The organism is Enterococcus sp. AZ080 (genome assembly GCF_051714945.1).
Lineage (GTDB): Bacteria > Bacillota > Bacilli > Lactobacillales > Enterococcaceae > Enterococcus_B > Enterococcus_B pernyi.
This window is the reverse complement of sequence record NZ_JBIOSV010000001.1, coordinates 1600982-1619486: the sequence shown is the minus strand read 5'-3', so window position 1 is coordinate 1619486 and position 18505 is coordinate 1600982. Positions and strand designations below refer to the sequence as shown.

Annotated in this window: 14 protein-coding genes and 1 pseudogene; 12 read left to right on the top strand and 3 right to left on the bottom strand. The window is 38.6% G+C overall.

Translation table 11 applies throughout. The features are described 5' to 3' along the window. Positions 1-233: 233 nt before the first annotated feature. Positions 234-1262, bottom strand: coding sequence for a LacI family DNA-binding transcriptional regulator (locus IGK01_RS07670; protein WP_023519788.1), 1029 nt, complete (start codon positions 1260-1262; stop codon positions 234-236). A 113-nt stretch (positions 1263-1375) separates the two neighbouring features. Between IGK01_RS07670 and IGK01_RS07665 the strand changes: the two genes are divergently transcribed. From IGK01_RS07665 to IGK01_RS07655, 3 genes are read left to right on the top strand one after another with little or no spacing between them, the layout of a single operon-like run. Beyond that, a complete protein-coding gene (locus IGK01_RS07665) occupies positions 1376-3610 on the top strand; it encodes an alpha-galactosidase (protein WP_010735278.1) in 2235 nt (744 codons plus the stop codon). Beyond that, positions 3594-5471, top strand: coding sequence for a glycoside hydrolase family 2 TIM barrel-domain containing protein (locus tag IGK01_RS07660; protein ID WP_438840631.1), 1878 nt, complete (start codon positions 3594-3596; stop codon positions 5469-5471). Before IGK01_RS07665 ends, IGK01_RS07660 begins: the two co-directional genes overlap by 17 nt. Beyond that, positions 5452-6405 carry a beta-galactosidase small subunit gene (locus IGK01_RS07655; RefSeq protein WP_010735280.1) on the top strand — a complete coding sequence of 318 codons (954 nt, stop codon included), beginning with the start codon at positions 5452-5454 and terminating at the stop codon, positions 6403-6405. Before IGK01_RS07660 ends, IGK01_RS07655 begins: the two co-directional genes overlap by 20 nt. A gap of 145 nt (positions 6406-6550) precedes the next feature. Here the strand turns inward: IGK01_RS07655 and IGK01_RS07650 are convergent, their stop codons facing one another. Continuing rightward, on the bottom strand, positions 6551-8278 hold the full coding sequence (locus tag IGK01_RS07650; RefSeq protein ID WP_010735281.1) for a cache domain-containing sensor histidine kinase: 1728 nt from the start codon (positions 8276-8278) through the stop codon (positions 6551-6553). After that, a complete protein-coding gene (locus IGK01_RS07645) occupies positions 8275-9774 on the bottom strand; it encodes a response regulator transcription factor (RefSeq protein ID WP_169058828.1) in 1500 nt (499 codons plus the stop codon). Before IGK01_RS07645 ends, IGK01_RS07650 begins: the two co-directional genes overlap by 4 nt. Before the next feature lie 225 nt (positions 9775-9999). Between IGK01_RS07645 and IGK01_RS07640 the strand changes: the two genes are divergently transcribed. The 9 genes and pseudogenes from IGK01_RS07640 to IGK01_RS07600 all read left to right on the top strand — a co-directional run bounded on the left by IGK01_RS07640 (position 10000) and on the right by IGK01_RS07600 (position 18453). Then, complete coding sequence (locus IGK01_RS07640) at positions 10000-11289, top strand: ABC transporter substrate-binding protein (RefSeq protein ID WP_438840630.1); 1290 nt, start codon at positions 10000-10002, stop codon at positions 11287-11289. Positions 11290-11644: 355 nt separating this feature from the next. Further along, positions 11645-12514, top strand: a complete 870-nt coding sequence (locus tag IGK01_RS07635; protein ID WP_010735284.1) for a carbohydrate ABC transporter permease — start codon at positions 11645-11647, stop codon at positions 12512-12514. Positions 12515-12582: 68 nt separating this feature from the next. Then, positions 12583-13389, top strand: a pseudogene (locus IGK01_RS07630) (carbohydrate ABC transporter permease); the annotation flags it as partial. Between the two features lie 359 nt (positions 13390-13748). Next, a complete protein-coding gene (locus IGK01_RS07625; protein WP_010735286.1) occupies positions 13749-14432 on the top strand; it encodes a DUF1538 domain-containing protein in 684 nt (227 codons plus the stop codon). Next, positions 14429-15202: a DUF1538 domain-containing protein gene (locus tag IGK01_RS07620; protein ID WP_409173423.1), complete on the top strand. Its 774-nt coding sequence runs from the start codon at positions 14429-14431 to the stop codon at positions 15200-15202. Before IGK01_RS07625 ends, IGK01_RS07620 begins: the two co-directional genes overlap by 4 nt. After that, the gene (locus IGK01_RS07615; protein WP_010735288.1) at positions 15199-15573 is read left to right on the top strand and encodes a P-II family nitrogen regulator; all 375 of its coding nucleotides are present in this window, start codon (positions 15199-15201) and stop codon (positions 15571-15573) included. The genes IGK01_RS07620 and IGK01_RS07615 overlap by 4 nt, the downstream gene beginning before the upstream one ends. 1220 nt (positions 15574-16793) lie before the next feature. Continuing rightward, positions 16794-17081, top strand: coding sequence for a hypothetical protein (locus IGK01_RS07610; protein ID WP_010735290.1), 288 nt, complete (start codon positions 16794-16796; stop codon positions 17079-17081). A 211-nt stretch (positions 17082-17292) separates the two neighbouring features. Beyond that, a complete protein-coding gene (locus IGK01_RS07605) occupies positions 17293-17964 on the top strand; it encodes a hypothetical protein (protein WP_010735291.1) in 672 nt (223 codons plus the stop codon). Positions 17965-18030: 66 nt separating this feature from the next. Then, the gene (locus tag IGK01_RS07600) at positions 18031-18453 is read left to right on the top strand and encodes a hypothetical protein (RefSeq protein WP_224434815.1); all 423 of its coding nucleotides are present in this window, start codon (positions 18031-18033) and stop codon (positions 18451-18453) included. Positions 18454-18505: the final 52 nt, after the last annotated feature.

The following is an 18505-nucleotide window of genomic DNA, read 5'->3' as shown; positions in this document are numbered from 1 at the left end:
TGCTGAAAAAAATCAATTATTGGAGCTGATATTCAACACTAAGCTAAAAAATCGAAAAATATGAGAAGCTATTTTCCGATTTCCTATCTTACTGCTCGGAGCTGACCAGCTTTCTCACGATCTCTGATAAACGGTGTTCAAGGCGCAACACTTCGGACATAAGCCAAAAAAATAAAAAATGAAAGAGCCATTTTCTATTTTTTTATCTTATGCCTCAGTGCTGAACGCGCCTTTCACGACCTCTTTGGCACAAAGCTTTCTCTTACCACTAATCGGGTGGGGTAGGTCAAAATAATGGGTTCGTCGCGGATTTGGTCGATTCTTTCGACGGCTAAGCGTACGGCGGCTTTACCGATGGAATTGGCATTGATTTGGACGGTGGTCAAGCCAGGAGTTAGTTTACTGGCTGCTTCAATGTTGTCGAAGCTGGCGATCATGATGTCTTTACCGATGGCCAAATGGTGTTTTTTCATTGTGCGATAGACGCCGATTGCCATTGGATCGCTTCCTACAAGGAGTGCGGTTGGTAGTGGATCAGAGCTTTGGATCAGCTCTTCAGCTAATCGTTCACCGTCTTCTTCGGTCCAATTTCCCAGATAGTGCGTACTGTAATCTTGTAACTGGTGATCGGACATGAAATGCAAATAGGCACGGATGCGTTTTTCATCTGGATTGATCGTCTTGCCTCCTCGTTCATCCATATCGACTTGGTAGCCACCGATATAGGCGATCCGTTGATGCCCACTCTCTAGAAACAACTCTAAAACAGCTTTGGTCATTCGCTCCAAATCTCCATAAACCATATCGACTTCTTGTTGGATATCAGGATTATCAACAACGATCAAATGCTGATTTTGTGTCAATAGATCAGTGATCGACTGCTTCGTCACTGTTCCAACTACGATGATCGCTCCTAGTTGATCTAAGTCTTTCCATTCCTTGGGATTGTCAGAGAGATTGTAGATGCGATTCATGCCAATATGCAGGCGGTTTGCTTCTTCTTCTAATCCCATACGTAATTCTTTGTAATAGACATCTTGTGCTTCACTTGCCTTACTGATCGTCGAGATCACACCGATCGATGGCATTCGTTTTTTGATATATTTTCGTTTATTGATATCATAGTTCAATTTTTCTGCAACTTCAAAAATCCGTTTCTTTGTTTCTGGTGCGACATGGATTGTCTTATCTTGATTCAATATGCGTGAAACAGTTGCAGGAGAGACATTCGCTTTTCGAGCGACATCACGAATCCCTACCATAAAATCACTCCTTTAAGAAATATAAAAAAAGTTATTGACAAATATGTTTAGTAAACAGTATACAGGAGTTAGTTAAAAAGTAAATGGTTTCTAAAAATTTGTGAGGTGAAGAAATGAAAAGACAATCGTTGATTGCATTCGATTCGGATACAAATGTTTTTCATTTGTCGAATCCATTGATTTCTTATGTGATGAAAATTGAAGAATCTGGTGTGTTGACCCATGTTCATTTTGGTAAAAAAGTGAGTAACTATACTAATAACAAAAAATACCCAAGAAGAGATCGTGGTTTTTCAGGAAATGTTCCTTTGCATGATGAGCGGGCATTTTCAAAAGATACGCTGCCACAAGAATTTTCGGGACACGGAAGTATGGATTATCGCATTCCAGCCACGATCATCACACGTGAGAATGGCTCTAGCTTGCTTGATTTAAGATATGAAACGTATCAGATCATCCAAGGTAAACCAAAGCTTACAGGATTACCACAAACCTATGTATTGGATGAACAAGAGGCACAAACGTTATGTGTTACATTGAAAGATCGCGATTTACCAATTTATGTAGATCTATTTTATACGATCTATGAAAAACGAGGGGCCATCGTTCGATCTGCTAAGTATCGTAATCAAACGGAACAAATGATCTGGTTAGATAAAGCAGCTTCTTTTCAATTAGATATGACGAATTCGGGCAGATTTACTGAAGTGATCGCCTTACCTGGAGCCCACGCTAGAGAGCGTTTGATTTCAAGACAACGGATCACTGAGGGGGTGAAATCATTTGAAAGTCGACGAGGAAGCAGCAGTCACCAAATGAACAATTTTATCGCTTTGACACATACCCATACAACGGAAGTTCTTGGAGAAGCCATCGGTCTACAGTTTATCTATTCTGGCAATCATGCGTTCGAGATCGAAAAAGATCAAATCGATCAACTAAGAATCGTTGGTGGCATCAATGCGTATCAGTTCCAATGGCAACTTTCAACCGATGAAGCGTTTCAAACGCCAGAAATGATCCTTTCTTATTCAGACGAAGGATTAAATGGCATGAGCCACATACATCATGAGCTGTTGCGAGAACGTGTGGCACGTGGGAAGTATCAGTACGAACCACGTCCAATCTTGGTCAATAATTGGGAAGCGACTTATTTTGACTTTACTAGCAAAAAAATCGAAGCACTGATCGATGAAGCAGCAGCGTTAGGTATGGAAATGTTCGTCTTAGATGACGGCTGGTTTGGGAAAAGAGATGCAGATACTTCTTCTTTAGGAGACTGGTTTGAATATGAAGGGAAATTGGCGAATGGATTGAAGGGAATTGCAGAGTATGCTCATGAAAGAGGCCTCAAATTTGGGCTATGGGTGGAGCCTGAAATGATTTCGATCGATTCTGAATTGTATCGTCAGGCGTCTGATTATTTGATGCAAGAACCAGCACGCACGCCTGCAGCATCTCGGTCGCAATTTGTTTTGGATTTTACACGAAAAGAAGTGCGAGATTCGATCAGTCAGCAATTACGAAAGATTTTGGATAAGGTACCGATCGATTATGTGAAATGGGATATGAATCGCTCCTTATCAGATGTTTACTCTGCTTACGTGGAGAATCAAGGAGAGGTCTATCACCGGTATGTTTTAGGATTATATAACCTTTTAGAAGAGTTGATCACAGCTTACCCAGATATCTTATGGGAAGGATGCTCAGGTGGGGGTGGACGTTTTGACGCAGGAATTCTTTACTATATGCCACAATCCTGGACAAGTGACAATACCGATGCAATGGAACGGATCGATATCCAATATGGCACGAGTCTCGGCTATCCCATCTCATCCATGGGTGCCCATGTCTCTGCATCGCCTAACCATCAAAGTGGACGTGTGACAGATTTAAAGACACGCGGGGATGTAGCGATGAGCGGGGTATTTGGTTATGAACTAGATTTGACCGCATTAGACGAACAAGAAAAGAAAATCATCAAAGAACAGATCAGCACGTATAAAGAAATTCGTCAAACAATCCAACAAGGAAAATTTGACCGCTTAGAAAATCCCTTTGAACAAAACATTGCGGCGTGGCAATTTGTTTCTCCAAATAAAAAGGAGATCGTGGTCTTTATGGCACGACGATTAACTTCTGGACAACCGCCTTTTCATGAGATCCGCTTGGTTGGTTTGGAGGAAGGGATGTATCGTGAACGTAAAAGTTCATTGATTTATTCAGGCTCGGAGTTAATGACGATGGGGTTTTATCTCCCTGATTTTCACGGAGATTTTCAAACAGAAATTTTTCACTTTGAGAAAATAGTTACAGGAGAGGAAGAAGAACATGCAAGCATCAATTGATTGGTTAGATGATCCACAAGTTTTTCGTGTGAATCAGCGAAAGGCACACAGTGATCATACGGTCTACGGTTCAAAAGAAGAAATAAGAAGTCAAAGTTCCCGACTACAGTCGCTAAATGGTGAATGGCGCTTTTATTTTTCTGAAAATGCAGAAAAGCGCCCCAAAGAGTTTTTTGAACAAGATTTTGATGATCGTTCATTCGACACGATCCATGTGCCTGGCCACATTGAACTAAGTGATTTTGATAAGATCCATTACATCAACACGATGTATCCTTGGGAAGGTCATGAGTTTCGTCGTCCCGCTTATACAACTGCTTCAGAAAAGGAAATGGCAGGGATGTTCTCTCAAGCTGAAGAAAATCCAGTAGGGTCCTATGTCACGACTTTCCAATTAGCAGAGGGATTGAAGGGAAAAGATGTCACGATTCGTTTTGAAGGTGTCGAACAAGCCATGTATGTGTGGTTGAATGGTCATTTCGTCGGTTATGCAGAAGATTCATTTACACCGTCCGAATTTGATTTGTCCCCTTATCTTGAAGAAGAGAATCGTTTGGCAGTCGAAGTCCACAAACGTAGCACAGCTGCCTTTTTAGAAGACCAAGATTTTTTCCGTTTCTTTGGGATTTTTCGAAATGTCGTCTTAGTTGCTCGTGGCAAGAATCATTTAGAAGACTTGTGGTTACGTCCTCAATTAGATGACACGTATCAAAAAGGAAAATTGGATGTGTCCTTATCTTTTGAAAATCTTACAGCTGAAAACGACTTACAGGTACGGGTCCTTGATTTAGACAGACAAACGATCTATGAAGAAAAGCAAGCGATAGGCGAAACAGTGCAGCTCAGTATTGATTTAGGTGAAGTGGTATTATGGGATCATTTTGCGCCGAATCTCTATACGTTTGAAATTGAAACCAGGGACCGTGACGGAGTGACTGAATATGTCGAGTATCCATTCGGGTTTCGCAAGATCGAGTTAAAAGATAAAGTGATGTATCTGAATGGAAAACGCTTGATCATCAATGGAGTCAATCGTCATGAGTGGAGTGAAAAAACAGGACGTGCGATCACCTTAGATGACATGGAAAAGGATTTGGCAGTGATTAAAAATGCCAACATCAATGGCGTCCGGACCTCACATTATCCCAACCAGATTCCTTGGTATTTCCTCTGCGATCGAGCAGGTATCCACGTGATGGCAGAAACCAATCTAGAATCACATGGGTCATGGCAAAAAATGGGTGCTTTTGAGCCATCCTATAATGTACCAAGAGGCATTTCGCAATGGCGAGAAGTGGTGCTAGATCGAGCAAAAACCCATTTTGAAACGTTCAAGAACCATACAAGTATCTTGTTCTGGTCCTTAGGCAATGAGTCCTATGTAGGGGAGAATATTCGGTTGATGAATGAATACTTCAAGAAGGTTGATCCAGACCGTTTTGTTCACTATGAGGGGAATTATGTTGATCCCACATTTGAAGCTTCTGTTTCGGATATGAAAAGTAGTATGTACGCAACACCTGCGGCGGTCGCTGATTATCTAGAGAATCAGGCAGATAAACCATACATCTTGTGCGAGTACATGCACGATATGGGAAATTCTTTAGGTGGATTAGGTTCTTATATGGCATTATTAGATGAATACGAGATGTATCAAGGCGGATATATTTGGGATTTTAAAGATCAAGCACTTGAGGTACTTGATCCAGTGACCAATCGAAAAGTCATGCGTTACGGCGGGGATTTTGATGATCGTCCAAGTGATTATGAGTTTTCCGGAAACGGCATCGTTTTTGCAAATGGACAAGAAAAACCAGCATTACAGGAGGTAAGATACTATTATGGCAAATACAGATCCTAAATTGAGAATCATTTATGGCGACTGCACTTTAGGAATCAAAACAGAAGAAAAACATTATATTTTCTCTTACACCAGAGGTGGTTTGGAATCACTTAAAAAGAATGGAAAAGAATGGCTTTATCGTGAAACGCAACCAACTTTTTGGCGAGCATTGACAGATAATGATCGAGGAAATGGCTTTGGGTATCGCTCTAGTATGTGGCTTGGCGCAGGGTTGTATCTAAAAGTGGAAGCAATCCATGTTGCAATAAACGACCAAGCCATCGAACTGCCGATCGCACCAGTCAACAATCGTTATAGTAACCAAGAGTATGCAAATACAGTCGAGATCACTTTCACATTGGCAGTCAACACAACCCCACAAACGACCGTCGATATGACGTATCGTGTCAACGAACAAGGGGATCTACACGTGAACATGTACTATCATGGCAAGGAAGGATTACCCGAGCTGCCAGTATTAGGATTTCGCATGATCATGCCAACAAAAGCCACTCATTTCGATTATGAAGGCCTGTCAGGTGAAACTTATCCGGATCGTAAAGCTGGTGGCGCACCAGGGGTCTATCATGTGGAGGGCTTGCCAATCCCACCTTATTTAGTGCCACAAGATTGTGGCGTCCATATGGATACCAAGTGGTTAGAGATTACGCGCAAGACAACCTTGAATAATGCAGATAAAAGTCAGGAAGAGTTCTCCTTAAGATTTGAACAAAAGGATTCGCCATTTGCTTTTGCGGCATTACCATTCAAAGCAGAAGAATTAGAACAGGCGACACACATGGAGGAACTACCACCGGAACGGCGAACGGTTGTCACGATGTTGGCGAAAGTCCGAGGAGTCGGAGGTATTGATTCATGGGGAGCGGATGTAGAAGAAGCCTATCATATTAGTGGTGAAGAAGACCACGAATTTAGTTTTATCATTAAATAATGTAAATTGGAACATCAAAAATAGGACCCACGAAAGATCCGTAGAATGGATTTTTAGTGGGTTCTATGAGTTGCGGTTGATACTTAAAAGTCATGAAAGAAGTAGTTCGCCTGATTTTATGAAGGGATTGTTTCTGTCTCCACGTTCATTCAGTATTACTCTCTTTTTTTATGATCGGTAACGTAATCGTTACCGATGTACCCACACCAACTACTGAATCAATGTGTAAGCCATAATCTTCACCATAAAGTAATTGGATTCGTTCATGAACATTTTTGCTACCGATACCTGAAAAATAGTCTCTGTTTTTCGTTGGCTGTTCCGTATCAAAGCCATCACCTGTATCCATGACTTCAAACGTCAATTTATTCTCTCGGATCATCCCATACAAAGTGATGTAGCCATTTTTCTTCGTTTGGAACGCATGTAAATAAGCATTTTCGATGATCGGTTGGATAATCATATTGGGCATATATAAAGAATAAAGTTCCTCTGGTACCATGATTTTGGTTGAGATCGCATCACCGTAACGCAGTGTCAAGATCGCAATATAACTTCTCACACTGTTCAGTTCTTCTTCTACAGGGATAATTTCATTTTTATTGCCAATCGTACTGCGCAAAAGGTCGATAAAACTATCGATGCCTGCGACTGCTTTTTCATTTTCTTGTTGCCACACTAAAAATTTGAGGCTAGTTAACGTATTATATATAAAATGAGGCTGGATCTGTGCTTGCATCGCTTGTATCTCTAATGTCCGTTTTTTCTTTTCATTTTGTAAAGATTGCGTATGATTGTCACTGATCGTTGTTAGCAGCTGATTGATCGTAGTAGCGAGTGTTCGGATCTCATATGTTCCTTGGATCGGAACAGTAGCTGCTACTGGTTCTTTGATTTGGTTCAATGAATCTACTAATTGATAGATGGAGCGAGTGTTGCGATTTAAATAGATCGCCACTAAGATACCGCCTAAAATCAGCGTTCCAATATTATAAAGGATGATCGGAATAATGACATTCATTTGATCGGCGATCGAGTGGACATTGACCTCACTGACCAAAGCCGAGTTTTGTCGGTAAAGTGGTAAACGAGTGATCCGCTGATTGGCTTTGGTCAACGTCTCGTGTTCGACTAACTCATCAAATGAATCAAACGTCGTTCCGATCCGGTTCTGAACATTTGAAGCAAAGATTTTTTTCTCATCTGTCACAAAATCGATTTGCGTGGTTTCCGGATCGACCGATTGGCTGAATATTTTTGCCAACTCATCAGAAGTGATGGCTACGACAGCGTAACCATAAGTTTGATTCAAAGTAGATCTAAGCTTTTTGATAAACAAGACACTTGGTGAATGTTTATCGCGTTTCGTCAGTCCGAACTGAGTAAAGACCATTTGTGTCGCTGTTGGATTCTCATTGACTTTCTGGATCAACTCTAATTGGAAAAAGTCATCAGCAGTGAGATCACTCACCATGTCATTACTAATGAACATCCGACCATTTTCCCCAAAAAGAAAAATATCATCTTTGATGTTTGGAAAGATCGGTGCCAATGAATCATTCATTTTTTGCACCGTACGTAGTTGATTGATTTTCTCCAAAGTCGTTTGTTGGCCTTCTTTGAAATACCCCTCTACAGCAGAGCTTTCAGCCAATAATGTCAAAGTGTTCTCTATATTGTCATTCAATGTTTCAAAATCATGTTGGATCTTTTGTAAGGTCATTCGATTGGATTGATCGAATTGTTGGATGTAGGCGTCTCTTGAGCGTTGATAAATAAACAAAGAAATCGTCGCTGCTTGAGTGAATAAAGCAATAAAAAGAATGATCAAAAGTTTGGTCAAAAGCTCGTGTTCTCTTAGCTTTTTAATCATACGGTCAGTATTCCTTTACGATATTGTGAAGGAGTCAATCCAGTTTCTTCTTTGAATACCCGAGAAAAATAACCAAGTTCAGTAAATCCAGTTTGCTGACCAATATCACTTAACGAAAGATTCGATTCTTTCAACAATAGTTTTGCCTGGTTGATACGGACTTTTTTTAAGTACTTCGTAAAATTGATCCCATACTTTTCTGTAAAGATCGTTGATAAATAACTATAAGAAAAATGATATTTTTCGGATAGCGTTTGTAGACTGATGTCTTGATGATAATTCTCTTGGACATACTCATAGATCAACGTCAACACATCTGAGTTGTCTTTTCTGAATGTAGTGGTGACTTCACGTAATAACTTCGTCGTATTATTGACGATCAACACCAGATCATCCCACCGTTCTGCTTGCGTGATCTGTGCTGGAATTGTGATTTTTAGTGTCATGATTTCTTCTCTTTTTTCATGTTCGTCCGCGATCGCATTGATCAAGGCATAGAGTCGATTGATGATCTCGTGTTTCAGATAGCTTGGTTGCAAACGTTGATCAAGCACCTTACTCATGTAATTGTCCAATTCTTCGATGGCAGACGTAAAATCTTTGTTCATGATCTTGGTCAAATAACTTTTTGTTTGTTGTTCATAAGAAGAGAGTAGGGGAGATAATAGCTTTTCACAAATAACGCAGTGATCTGTCAGATAAAAGTGCTGTCCGCTACTTTTTTGCTTTAATGTAAGGAATTCAGAATAAAAGTTTTCAAAATCCAGAACATCAGATAGAACATAGAGACAAGAATCTGTCTGGTGTTCTTGCTGAAATCGTTCAATCAGCTGATCGAATGCCTTCTTCGAAGCGACATTGATAAAATAACCAATATCATTTGCTGTCGTAGAAAAAGGGAAGACAGAGGCGAGCTGATTTGTATATTGTGGTGCTTCTGCAATCAATTGTTCACTTCGACGCAGTTTTTCCGATTGCTTTTCTTCACAATAGACTAAAAAAAAGTAGTCATGTGGGAATTGTTCGCGTGATATACCTAAATCAAGAGAAGTTCCGGACAAATAAGTGCTGAGTAGCTGACTCATTTTTTCGAGTTCTGTCAAACGTGGTTTCTTTACTTCTGTAGATTGTTCCACCAGACTCTTTAAAGAAGCTAAAAACTCGCTAGGATTCAATTTTGGCTTAAGTAAATAATCTGAAACGCCTTCTTTGAATGAATCTTTGACCAATTGAAAGTCATCATAGCTAGATAAAACTAAGATTTTTGCTTCAGGTTGTTCCTTCTTGATCAATCGAGAAAGTTCGATACCATTTAAATCTGGCATCATCAAATCCGTTACGACGATATCAAGAGGCTGATGCTTAATAAATTCGAGCGCTTCTAGTGGTTTTGAAAAGGCCCCTTTGAGATGGAAGTCGTGCGCTGGCCAATCGATCAGGGTACTTAGACCAGAGAGAATGGTCTGTTCATCATCGATCAATACGATATTTTTCAATGTTTTTCCCCCTATTCCTTTGTTACGTAAGTTAAAAATACTGGGAAACGTTTACAAATGCAAGTCTAAAATTTCATTTACTAAATCAAAAGATGACAAAATTGTACTTTTTTCTTATTTTAGGATATTTTTCTTGAGAACGATCATCAACGAAGAAAACGTTTGCAAGTCTGTTATGATAAGCATGTAAGAAAAAAACAAACACTAAAAAGGGTGGGTATAAAAATGAAAATAAAACAAATTTTAGCTAGTGCTTTCGTCCTAACAGCAGCAGTTACACTTTTTGCCGGGTGTGGCAATTCTTCCAGTGATGCTTCGGGAAACGAAGATAAAGTAACGGTCTGGGCATGGGATGAAGCCTTTAATATCAAAGCCGTCAATGAAGCCAAAGAGTTTTACGAAAATGAGGATGTTGACGTAGAAGTAGTAACGATGTCTCAAGATGATATCGTACAAAAACTGAATACGGCATTAGCTAGCGGAAATACCGATGGTTTACCAAATGTTGTGTTGATCGAAGACTACCGTATCCAAGGGTATCTGACCTCTTACCCAGATGCGTTTGCTGATTTGACAGATATTGTGGATGAAAATAACTTTGCCGCATATAAATTTGCAGTCAACAAAGTTGACGATAAAATTTACGGTGTACCTTTTGACTCAGGTGTGACAGCCAATTTCTATCGGACAGATATCTTAGAAGAAGCTGGTTATTCAGAAGAAGATATGAAGAACTTAACATGGGATGATTATTTACAAGTTGCACGAGATGTCAAAGAAAAAACAGGAAAAAAAATCTCTGAAGTCAATCCTTCCGATTTAGGTCGTGTGCGCATGATCATGCAACAAGCCGGAGAATGGTATACCTCGGAAGATGGAGAAACAGTGACGATCGAAAATAATGAATCATTAAAATATGGGTTAGAACTCTTTGCTACCTTGCTTAAAGAAGATCTAGTCGAACAAACATCTGACTGGAATGCTGGGGTTACGGCGGTCCAATCAGGAGCTGTTGCTTCTACACCAACTGGTGCTTGGTATTCTTCAACCATTCAAGGGGCAGAAGATCAATCAGGTAAGTGGAAGATCGCACCGATTCCAGCTCTACCTGCTAACATGCAAAAAGAACAAGCTTCCAACTTGGGTGGTGCCGGCTGGTATGTGATCAAGGGCGTAGCTGGTGAAGAAAATGCGAAAGATTTCTTGGAAAAGACATTCGCAACGAATGAAGAATTGATGGGCAAATTAGCAGAAGAGATCGGTTTAGTATCGACTATGTTGAGCGCGAATGACCAAGAAGCTTATCAACAGCCGTCTGAGTTCTATAGTAATCAAAAAGTATTCGATGACTTTTCAAAATGGACAGCAGAAATCCCTGAAGTGAACTATGGTCATGAAACTTATGCCATTGAATCTGTTGTGGCGGAATCCTTGAGCCGAATCATCAATGGTGAATCAGCAGAAAAAGTTTTGGCAGATACGCAAAAACAAGTCGAAGCTCAATTAGCCAATTAAGTCATATTCAGCGTCAACAGTAAACCTATGATGAATGGAATAACAAAGAAATAAGTGGCGATCTCTTCAAACGGATCAACGAGAGTATTGTTCTTTCGTTTGAAGGTATCGTTTATAGAATAAGCAATTAATTGAAATGTCGATAGGGGACATTCGCACCGTTAGCTATCCCGTATAACTTTAGCAATGGTATTCGAAAAAATAAGAAGTTCCACTCGTTTGCTATTCTCTGTCCGATGGAACTAATCATTGAGGCAGTGGTAAAAAGCTTAGAAGAAAATAACTAGCAATTTTGTCTGACTTTCTGTGAGGCATGTATTTCTTCGACATATGTGTAATGAAAGTGGGGAATAATATGAAACAAAAGGATTTATTTAAAAATGGCAACGCGTTTTTAGTCCTTCCAGTGATCATGATCTCAATTTTAGTTTTTATACCAATGGGGTTAGCGCTGATCACCTCTTTTCAAAGCGGACCTCCGGTAAACATGACATTCAACGGATTAGGAAATTATCAACGAATGTTAGGAGATTCAACTTTCCGTAAAGCATTTTTCAATACCTTTTTATACTTATTAGTACAGGTTCCTGTCATGTTGTTTTTGGCATTGTTTATTTCCAATCTATTGAATGATAAAAAATTGAAGTTCAAAGGATTGTTCAGAACAGCGATCTTCTTGCCATGTATTACCTCAATGGTCAGCTATTCTTTGATCATGAAAAGTTTATTTTCCCAATCAGGTTTAATCAATAACCTTTTAGTTGGAATTGGCTTGATTGATAACCCGATCGGTTGGTTGACTCATCCATTCTGGGCAAAAGTATTGATCATTATTTCCATCACATGGCGTTGGACAGGGTATAATATGATTTTCTTTTTATCTGGTATGCAAAACATCGATCCAGAAATATACGAAGCTGCTGATATTGATGGCGCATCAAGGTGGCAACAGTTCATTAAAATCACGATACCTAACTTGAAACCAATCATTTTGTTTACGTCGATCACTTCAACAATCGGTACCTTGCAATTATTTGATGAGGTACAAAATATCACTGGTGGTGGGCCAGCAAATGCAACAACGACATTGTCACAATATATCTATAATTTGAGTTATAAATTCACTCCGAATTTTGGTTATGCCGCAGCTGTTTCTTTCGTTATCGTACTATTTATTGTCTTGTTATCAGTGATTCAAACTAAAATAGGGAGTGAGAGCAAATGAGAGAAATGACAAGTAGTCAACCCCGGTCAATTACAAAAAAGCAAGTGAGTATCGGACAGTTACTCTTAAGCATTTTTAAATATACCTCTTTAGTCATCGTTTCCTTTATTTCAATTTTCCCGTTTGTTTGGATGATTTTAGGGATGACAAATACAGCAGTCGATATTAGTTCAGGTAAACTGATGATCGGTGAAAATTTAGTGATCAATTTCCAAAATCTCTTTTCGAATGACTTGAATTTTTCACGCTCTCTACTTAATTCTGCAATGATCGCTGTGGTTACAACGATTTTTGCTTTATTGATCTCCTCCATGGCAGGTTATGGCTTTGAGATCTATAAGAGTAAAAGAAAAGAAGTCGTTTTTAATATTTTGTTATTATCGATGATGGTCCCTTTTGCGGCATTGATGATCCCGCTATATCGGATGTTTTCACAATTGAATGGTACGATATTAGGAATCAATAGTTTTCTAGTCGTCATCTTACCTTCAGTAAGTACCGCTTTTTTGATTTTCTTTTTCCGCCAAAACGCGAAATCCTTTCCTAAGGACCTAGTAGAGGCGGCACGTTTAGACGGTCTTAAAGAATTAAGTATTTTCTTTCGTGTCTATTTACCAACAGCTAAAAATACGTATGCCGCAGCGGCGATCATCACGTTTATGAGTAGTTGGAACAATTACCTCTGGCCTTTAGTAGCATTACAATCTCCAGATAAACGAACAGTTCCATTAGTATTATCAGCCATGGGGGCATCCTATACACCAGACTATGGCATGATCATGAGTGGACTGGTGATTGCGACCTTACCAACTGCACTCGTGTTTTTCGTTTTACAAAAACAATTTGTTCAAGGGATGATTGGTTCTGTCAAATAGACAGAAATAAGCCTGAAATTTCATGTTCAGGCACTATCACTTGAATGATCAAAAATATGAAAAACGTCACCGTTAGATTTACAATATGCGGATAACTTTTGTTATAAAATAAACTTATTTAAAATAAGCGGTAAAAGCCAGAAATAGTTTATCTATTTCTGGCTTTTATTGCTTATAGCATGTATTTTAGCCTTTTTTTGCATAGATATAAAACAATATTCGTCGATTTTTTTTTGATACTCTAGTTAGTTTTTTTGCTGTTTTTTTTTACCGTTTTTACATAAAAATGGTATCGCTTACTGTTTTTCCTCGTAAACTTACTTTTAATCAGGTAAACTAGAAGTAAAGGAGGAGGATACATGAGAAAAAATTTTAAAGAAGTAATCATTGCGATCATGCCCATGACGATATTGATCGTTATCCTGACCTTTGTATTTGCACCATTAGATGTTGAAAGCATGGGAAGATTCATTTTAGGAGCAATCATGATGATGGTTGGTATGAGTCTCTTTTTGTTTGGTGCGGATTATTCGATGATGGAAGTTGGTGATTTAGTTGGTAAATATATGATCAAAAAGAAAAGTCTACCAATCGTTATTAGTTTGGGTTTTCTGATTGGAATCGTGATCACGATTGCCGAACCATCTGTACAAGTATTAGGTCAACAAGTATTTGATATTTCGGATGGAGAGATTGGTCGAGTCTTATTGATCGGTATAGTCAGTGTGGGAACTGGTGTATTTTTAGCTTTTGCCCTACTAAGAGTCGTATTTAAACTGTCGTATTATCGATTGATGGTGATCGGTTATCTTGCGGTACTCATCGCTTCCTTTTTCACAAGTAATGAATTTATGCCAATTGCTTTTGATGCAGGTGGAGTCACAACCGGCCCAGTGACTGTTCCGTTTATTCTAGCCTTGGCTGGTGGAATGACAAGCATGATCCGTCAAGGGAAAAATGAAAATGATAGCTTTGGAATGGTTGGTATTGCCTCACTTGGTCCTATCTTGGCTGTCATGATCTTGGGGGTGATCTTCCAATGAATTTTTTGGTCACTTTTTTTACAGGTATTGGACAAGTCGGATATGAAGTCATCCTTGCGGTGGCACCAATCGTGATCTTATTTGTACTGATGAACTTTCTTTCATTTAAATTAAGAAAAAAACGTTTTTTGGATATCATGAAAGGTTTTTTGATCACAACTATCGGATTAATTCTATTTTTACATGGTGTAAATGTTGCTTATGTACCAGTGGGACAACACCTGGGGAGTGCAATTGCTTCTTTAGCGAATAATCAGATCCTGATTCCTTTAGGGTTTGTTATGGGATTTTTAGTAGGTTTTGCAGAGCCAGCCATCCATGTGATGGTCAAACAAGTCGAAGAATTAAGTGAAGGTCGGATTCATGCAAAAGTAATGTTAGCAGTGATCTCGATTGGGATCGGTTTAGCAGTCGGTCTGTCCATGTGGCGCTTATTAGCTGGTTTTTCTCTTTATTATTTCTTGGTCCCTGGATATGGCTTAGCATTTGTCTTAGGTGCAAAAGTTGACAAGATTTTTCTATCGATGGCTTTTGATAACGGTGGCGTCGCCACAGGACCGATGTGTTCTACCTTTATTTTGTCTATGAGTGTGGCAATCGCCACACAGATCGATGGTCGAGATCCAATTCTTGATGGTTTTGGTGTGGTGGCAATGATCGCATTGACACCGATACTATCGACATTAGTCTTAGGGTTCATATATAAACAAAAAGACAAAAAAGATCAGAAAAACAAAGAAAAATTACAACAAATGGAGGAACAACAATGAATGATTTAGTCGCACTAAATCTCGAGATGATCGTCACGATCGTGGATGGTGGTATTGGGGAAGATGTGATCGATTACTCAAAGAAGGCTGGCGCATCTGGGGGCACGATTTTACATGGACGTGGTTCTGGAGTCCATGACACAGGAAAATTCTTAGGGTTGGATATCTCACCGGAAAAGGATATCGTTCTGACATTAGTACCAGATACTTTGACAAATGAAGTGATGGATGCGATCGGAAAAGGTATCAAGATCGATGTTCCGGGCAATGGTATTTGTTTTAGTATTGATATCGATAAAGTGATTGGTATTACGAAAATCCATCAATATCGCGAAGTCGTTGACATGAAAGATTTATTAGAAGATAATTGAAACTCATCCAAATGCAAGTTGCTAAATTTGGAATAGAACTTACCTTGAAATATACTAAAATTTGATAATCTTATTTTGACAATAAGTCGAAAAAAACAAAATAGACCTTGTGCTATTTTAAGTTTTTTACGGCTTTTTCTTTTACCAAAAAGCCTTGTCTATTTTGCTGGATCAGTATTTTTTTAGGTTATAACTTAAAATTATGAATAAAGAAAGTTTTGATTAGATAAACTTTAGATGATTTGGGATTGATGATTTCAGAGACAGGTAGAACCTATATCAAGAGTTTGTCCCAGAATTCCCGTCTTCTGTAATTAGTGGTGAAGCTAAATTAAGAGAGCTAATTACTTCAGCGATTAAAGGGGATTTCCCCGAAGATTCAAATCCGAATTATCGTGTATTTTCTGGTATCGATATCACTAAAGCGCTAGAATCACTCAAACCATTTCTAGAATAATTTACTGTAGAGTTTAAAAATGCGCAGGAAGATTTCCAGAAATTTATAGAGAAGGAACTATCAAAAGAAGAGACTCTTGCAACTACGCCTGCGGAAGCTTACTTAATCGAAAGGTTTAGACGAGGTGATGCAGAAAATCAAGAACAAATGTAAAAAAAATTATGAAGCGCTTGTTATCAGTTGAAAAAAAGTGCACAGCTTCTTCAACAAATAGAGGATTTTAATTTTAAAAAATATTTGGCTTGTTTCTACTGATTTATTGCATGATGGGGTGACAAAGAATCACTACTCACAAATTAAAGGATTCATGAGTGCACATGCGTTTGTCATGCGGTTTGCCCCTGAATGTCGAATTATTTTCATGCTTGATAGTTTTTCATGTGAATCCAGCTACTAGACCAAGGATTCAAGTGCAGCCAAGTCCCAAGGATACTCTTATGCACGAAGTGACCCATATTGTCGCATCATCGGACGATTTGATAAGTTATCTAAGGAGTCCGATAGGTTTCAGGGATAGTGGAGAAGATCTTCGAAAGAGATACGAAAAAATTTCTGAAGCTAATTCATGGCGAGGGGGTTAATTCTTTTGTGGAAAATGTAAGTGACATGTTAAAATTGCCGACTGTCACAAAACAAGCTGTCTTGAATGCTGTACTGACTGACAAAATGTTAAAAGCAAACCTTCAAATAACCGATGCTGAGATGCTAATGGCTTGTCTTCGTGATAATTGGATTAGGACGAAACTTTTTTGAGTGCGCACCAATGAAAAGAAGTCTAGCTGACCAACTAGGAAACGGCGACCTATTGTTTGTTCTTGCTGTGATGAAAGTAGTTAATGTGGAGAATTTAATATACGAGCATCCATTGGAAACTACCTTAGAAAACGCGGAAATAACGACAGCAATCAACGTCTCACAGCTTACACAGGCCCCTTCGGGAAATAGCATTTTTTCAACAATTAAAAATATAGGTAAAACAAATAGTAATGATACGAATACAAGGCTTATTAACGAGCAAAAAATCAGAAGGCGCGCCGAAATGAATCTATAAGTTGTCAGACACCTTTAGATTCAGATACTCGGTAACGGTTATCGAATCTCCCATAATATCAAATACATGAATAAAAAAACTAATAGAGCCATGAAAAAGTTTTTTATATGCGCATAAAATTCAAAGAATAAGATTTTATGAAATCTTCAGCATATTTGCACACAAACAGTTGAAAATATGCTATTTTGTAGTAGAAAAAAGGGGGAAAAGAATGAATTTTTTAGTTGTTTTAAAAGATACGATTCTCAAACGGTCGACATTCATCTATACGCAAATCGATGAACAAAAAACAGTCTTGCATTTTTCGCCGGAGTTTCATTTAGAAGGGTTGACGATTGGGGAAATTTATGAACAAGGTGGCATTCAAGCTGCGAAGCAATTTTTTGTTCAAGAACTTCAACTGCCATTGAATGACTATCTTGAAGTATCATTAAATGAGTGGGACAAAGCAATTTCAGAACTTTTCCCTCAAGGAATCAACGTAGAGTCAGGTACCACTGAAGTACATCTATCGGTGAAAGATCTACAACGTCAGATGCGTTACCAGATCGATGAAGAAGGCTCTCTTTCAATCTTTCAGCGGCAGCAAAAGATATTAAAAAGTTTTTTAAAACAAATCAGCCGAAAAAGAAATTTGTTTAAAACAACGCAGTTACTAAAAAAATATCCAGAATTATTACACACATCGATCCAGTTTCCACAATTGCTCTCATTGATCCGTCGTTTTGTACGCTTGAAGGAAATCCAATCTAAGAAGTTAACATTCCCTTTACAAGATACCTTTCGAGTAGTAAAACGTGAAGATGAAAAAAAACTGATCGTGATCGATTTTATGAGGAACCGTCATGTGTTACAACAAATGACGATGGAAAAGGCCAACTAAGGCTTTTTCTTTTTGAATAAAAGAGAAATGGAGAAAAAAATGGGACCTATTTGGATACAACGTATAATGAAAGCTCAACAAAAATATCAACAAGTCATGAAAGGGAGATATGCGCGTCTTGATCCATTGAATCGTTTATTTTTAGTTTTAGGATTATTTTTCTTTGTCGTTAGATATTGGTTGCCTCTCAGTTTAGGCTATCTACTCTTCTTCGTTTTTATCGCTTTGACCATCGCTCGATTTAGTTCAAAGAAAATCTATGTTCGTTCAAACGAAAATCAAGCGTATTTACAAAAAACAGTTGCGATCAAAAGCTGGTTTACGAAAATGAAAAATAAACTGAAACGTCAATCCGAACAACAAGCTAGCACTACCTACACGATTTTTTCATGTCCAACTTGTCAACTCAAGCAAAGGGCGCCGAAAGGCAAGGGTGAGATTCGAGTGACTTGTAAAAAGTGCGGCACGCAATTCACAACAAAGGTATAAGAAAAAATATTAGGCAAAGGTCTAGTGAAATGAGTAAAAAGGAGTAAAAGAA

Bases quoted from the DNA above. Each gene is read 5' to 3' on its own strand.
- IGK01_RS07670 (WP_023519788.1), bottom strand. From the start codon at position 1,262: ATGGTAGGGATTCGTGATGTCGCTCGAAAAGCGAATGTCTCTCCTGCA.
- IGK01_RS07665 (WP_010735278.1), top strand. From the start codon at position 1,376: ATGAAAAGACAATCGTTGATTGCATTCGATTCGGATACAAATGTTTTT.
- IGK01_RS07660 (WP_438840631.1), top strand. From the start codon at position 3,594: ATGCAAGCATCAATTGATTGGTTAGATGATCCACAAGTTTTTCGTGTG.
- IGK01_RS07655 (WP_010735280.1), top strand. From the start codon at position 5,452: ATGGCAAATACAGATCCTAAATTGAGAATCATTTATGGCGACTGCACT.
- IGK01_RS07650 (WP_010735281.1), bottom strand. From the start codon at position 8,278: ATGATTAAAAAGCTAAGAGAACACGAGCTTTTGACCAAACTTTTGATC.
- IGK01_RS07640 (WP_438840630.1), top strand. From the start codon at position 10,000: ATGAAAATAAAACAAATTTTAGCTAGTGCTTTCGTCCTAACAGCAGCA.
- IGK01_RS07635 (WP_010735284.1), top strand. From the start codon at position 11,645: ATGAAACAAAAGGATTTATTTAAAAATGGCAACGCGTTTTTAGTCCTT.
- IGK01_RS07625 (WP_010735286.1), top strand. From the start codon at position 13,749: ATGAGAAAAAATTTTAAAGAAGTAATCATTGCGATCATGCCCATGACG.
- IGK01_RS07620 (WP_409173423.1), top strand. From the start codon at position 14,429: ATGAATTTTTTGGTCACTTTTTTTACAGGTATTGGACAAGTCGGATAT.
- IGK01_RS07615 (WP_010735288.1), top strand. From the start codon at position 15,199: ATGAATGATTTAGTCGCACTAAATCTCGAGATGATCGTCACGATCGTG.
- IGK01_RS07610 (WP_010735290.1), top strand. From the start codon at position 16,794: ATGAAAAGAAGTCTAGCTGACCAACTAGGAAACGGCGACCTATTGTTT.
- IGK01_RS07605 (WP_010735291.1), top strand. From the start codon at position 17,293: ATGAATTTTTTAGTTGTTTTAAAAGATACGATTCTCAAACGGTCGACA.
- IGK01_RS07600 (WP_224434815.1), top strand. From the start codon at position 18,031: ATGAAAGCTCAACAAAAATATCAACAAGTCATGAAAGGGAGATATGCG.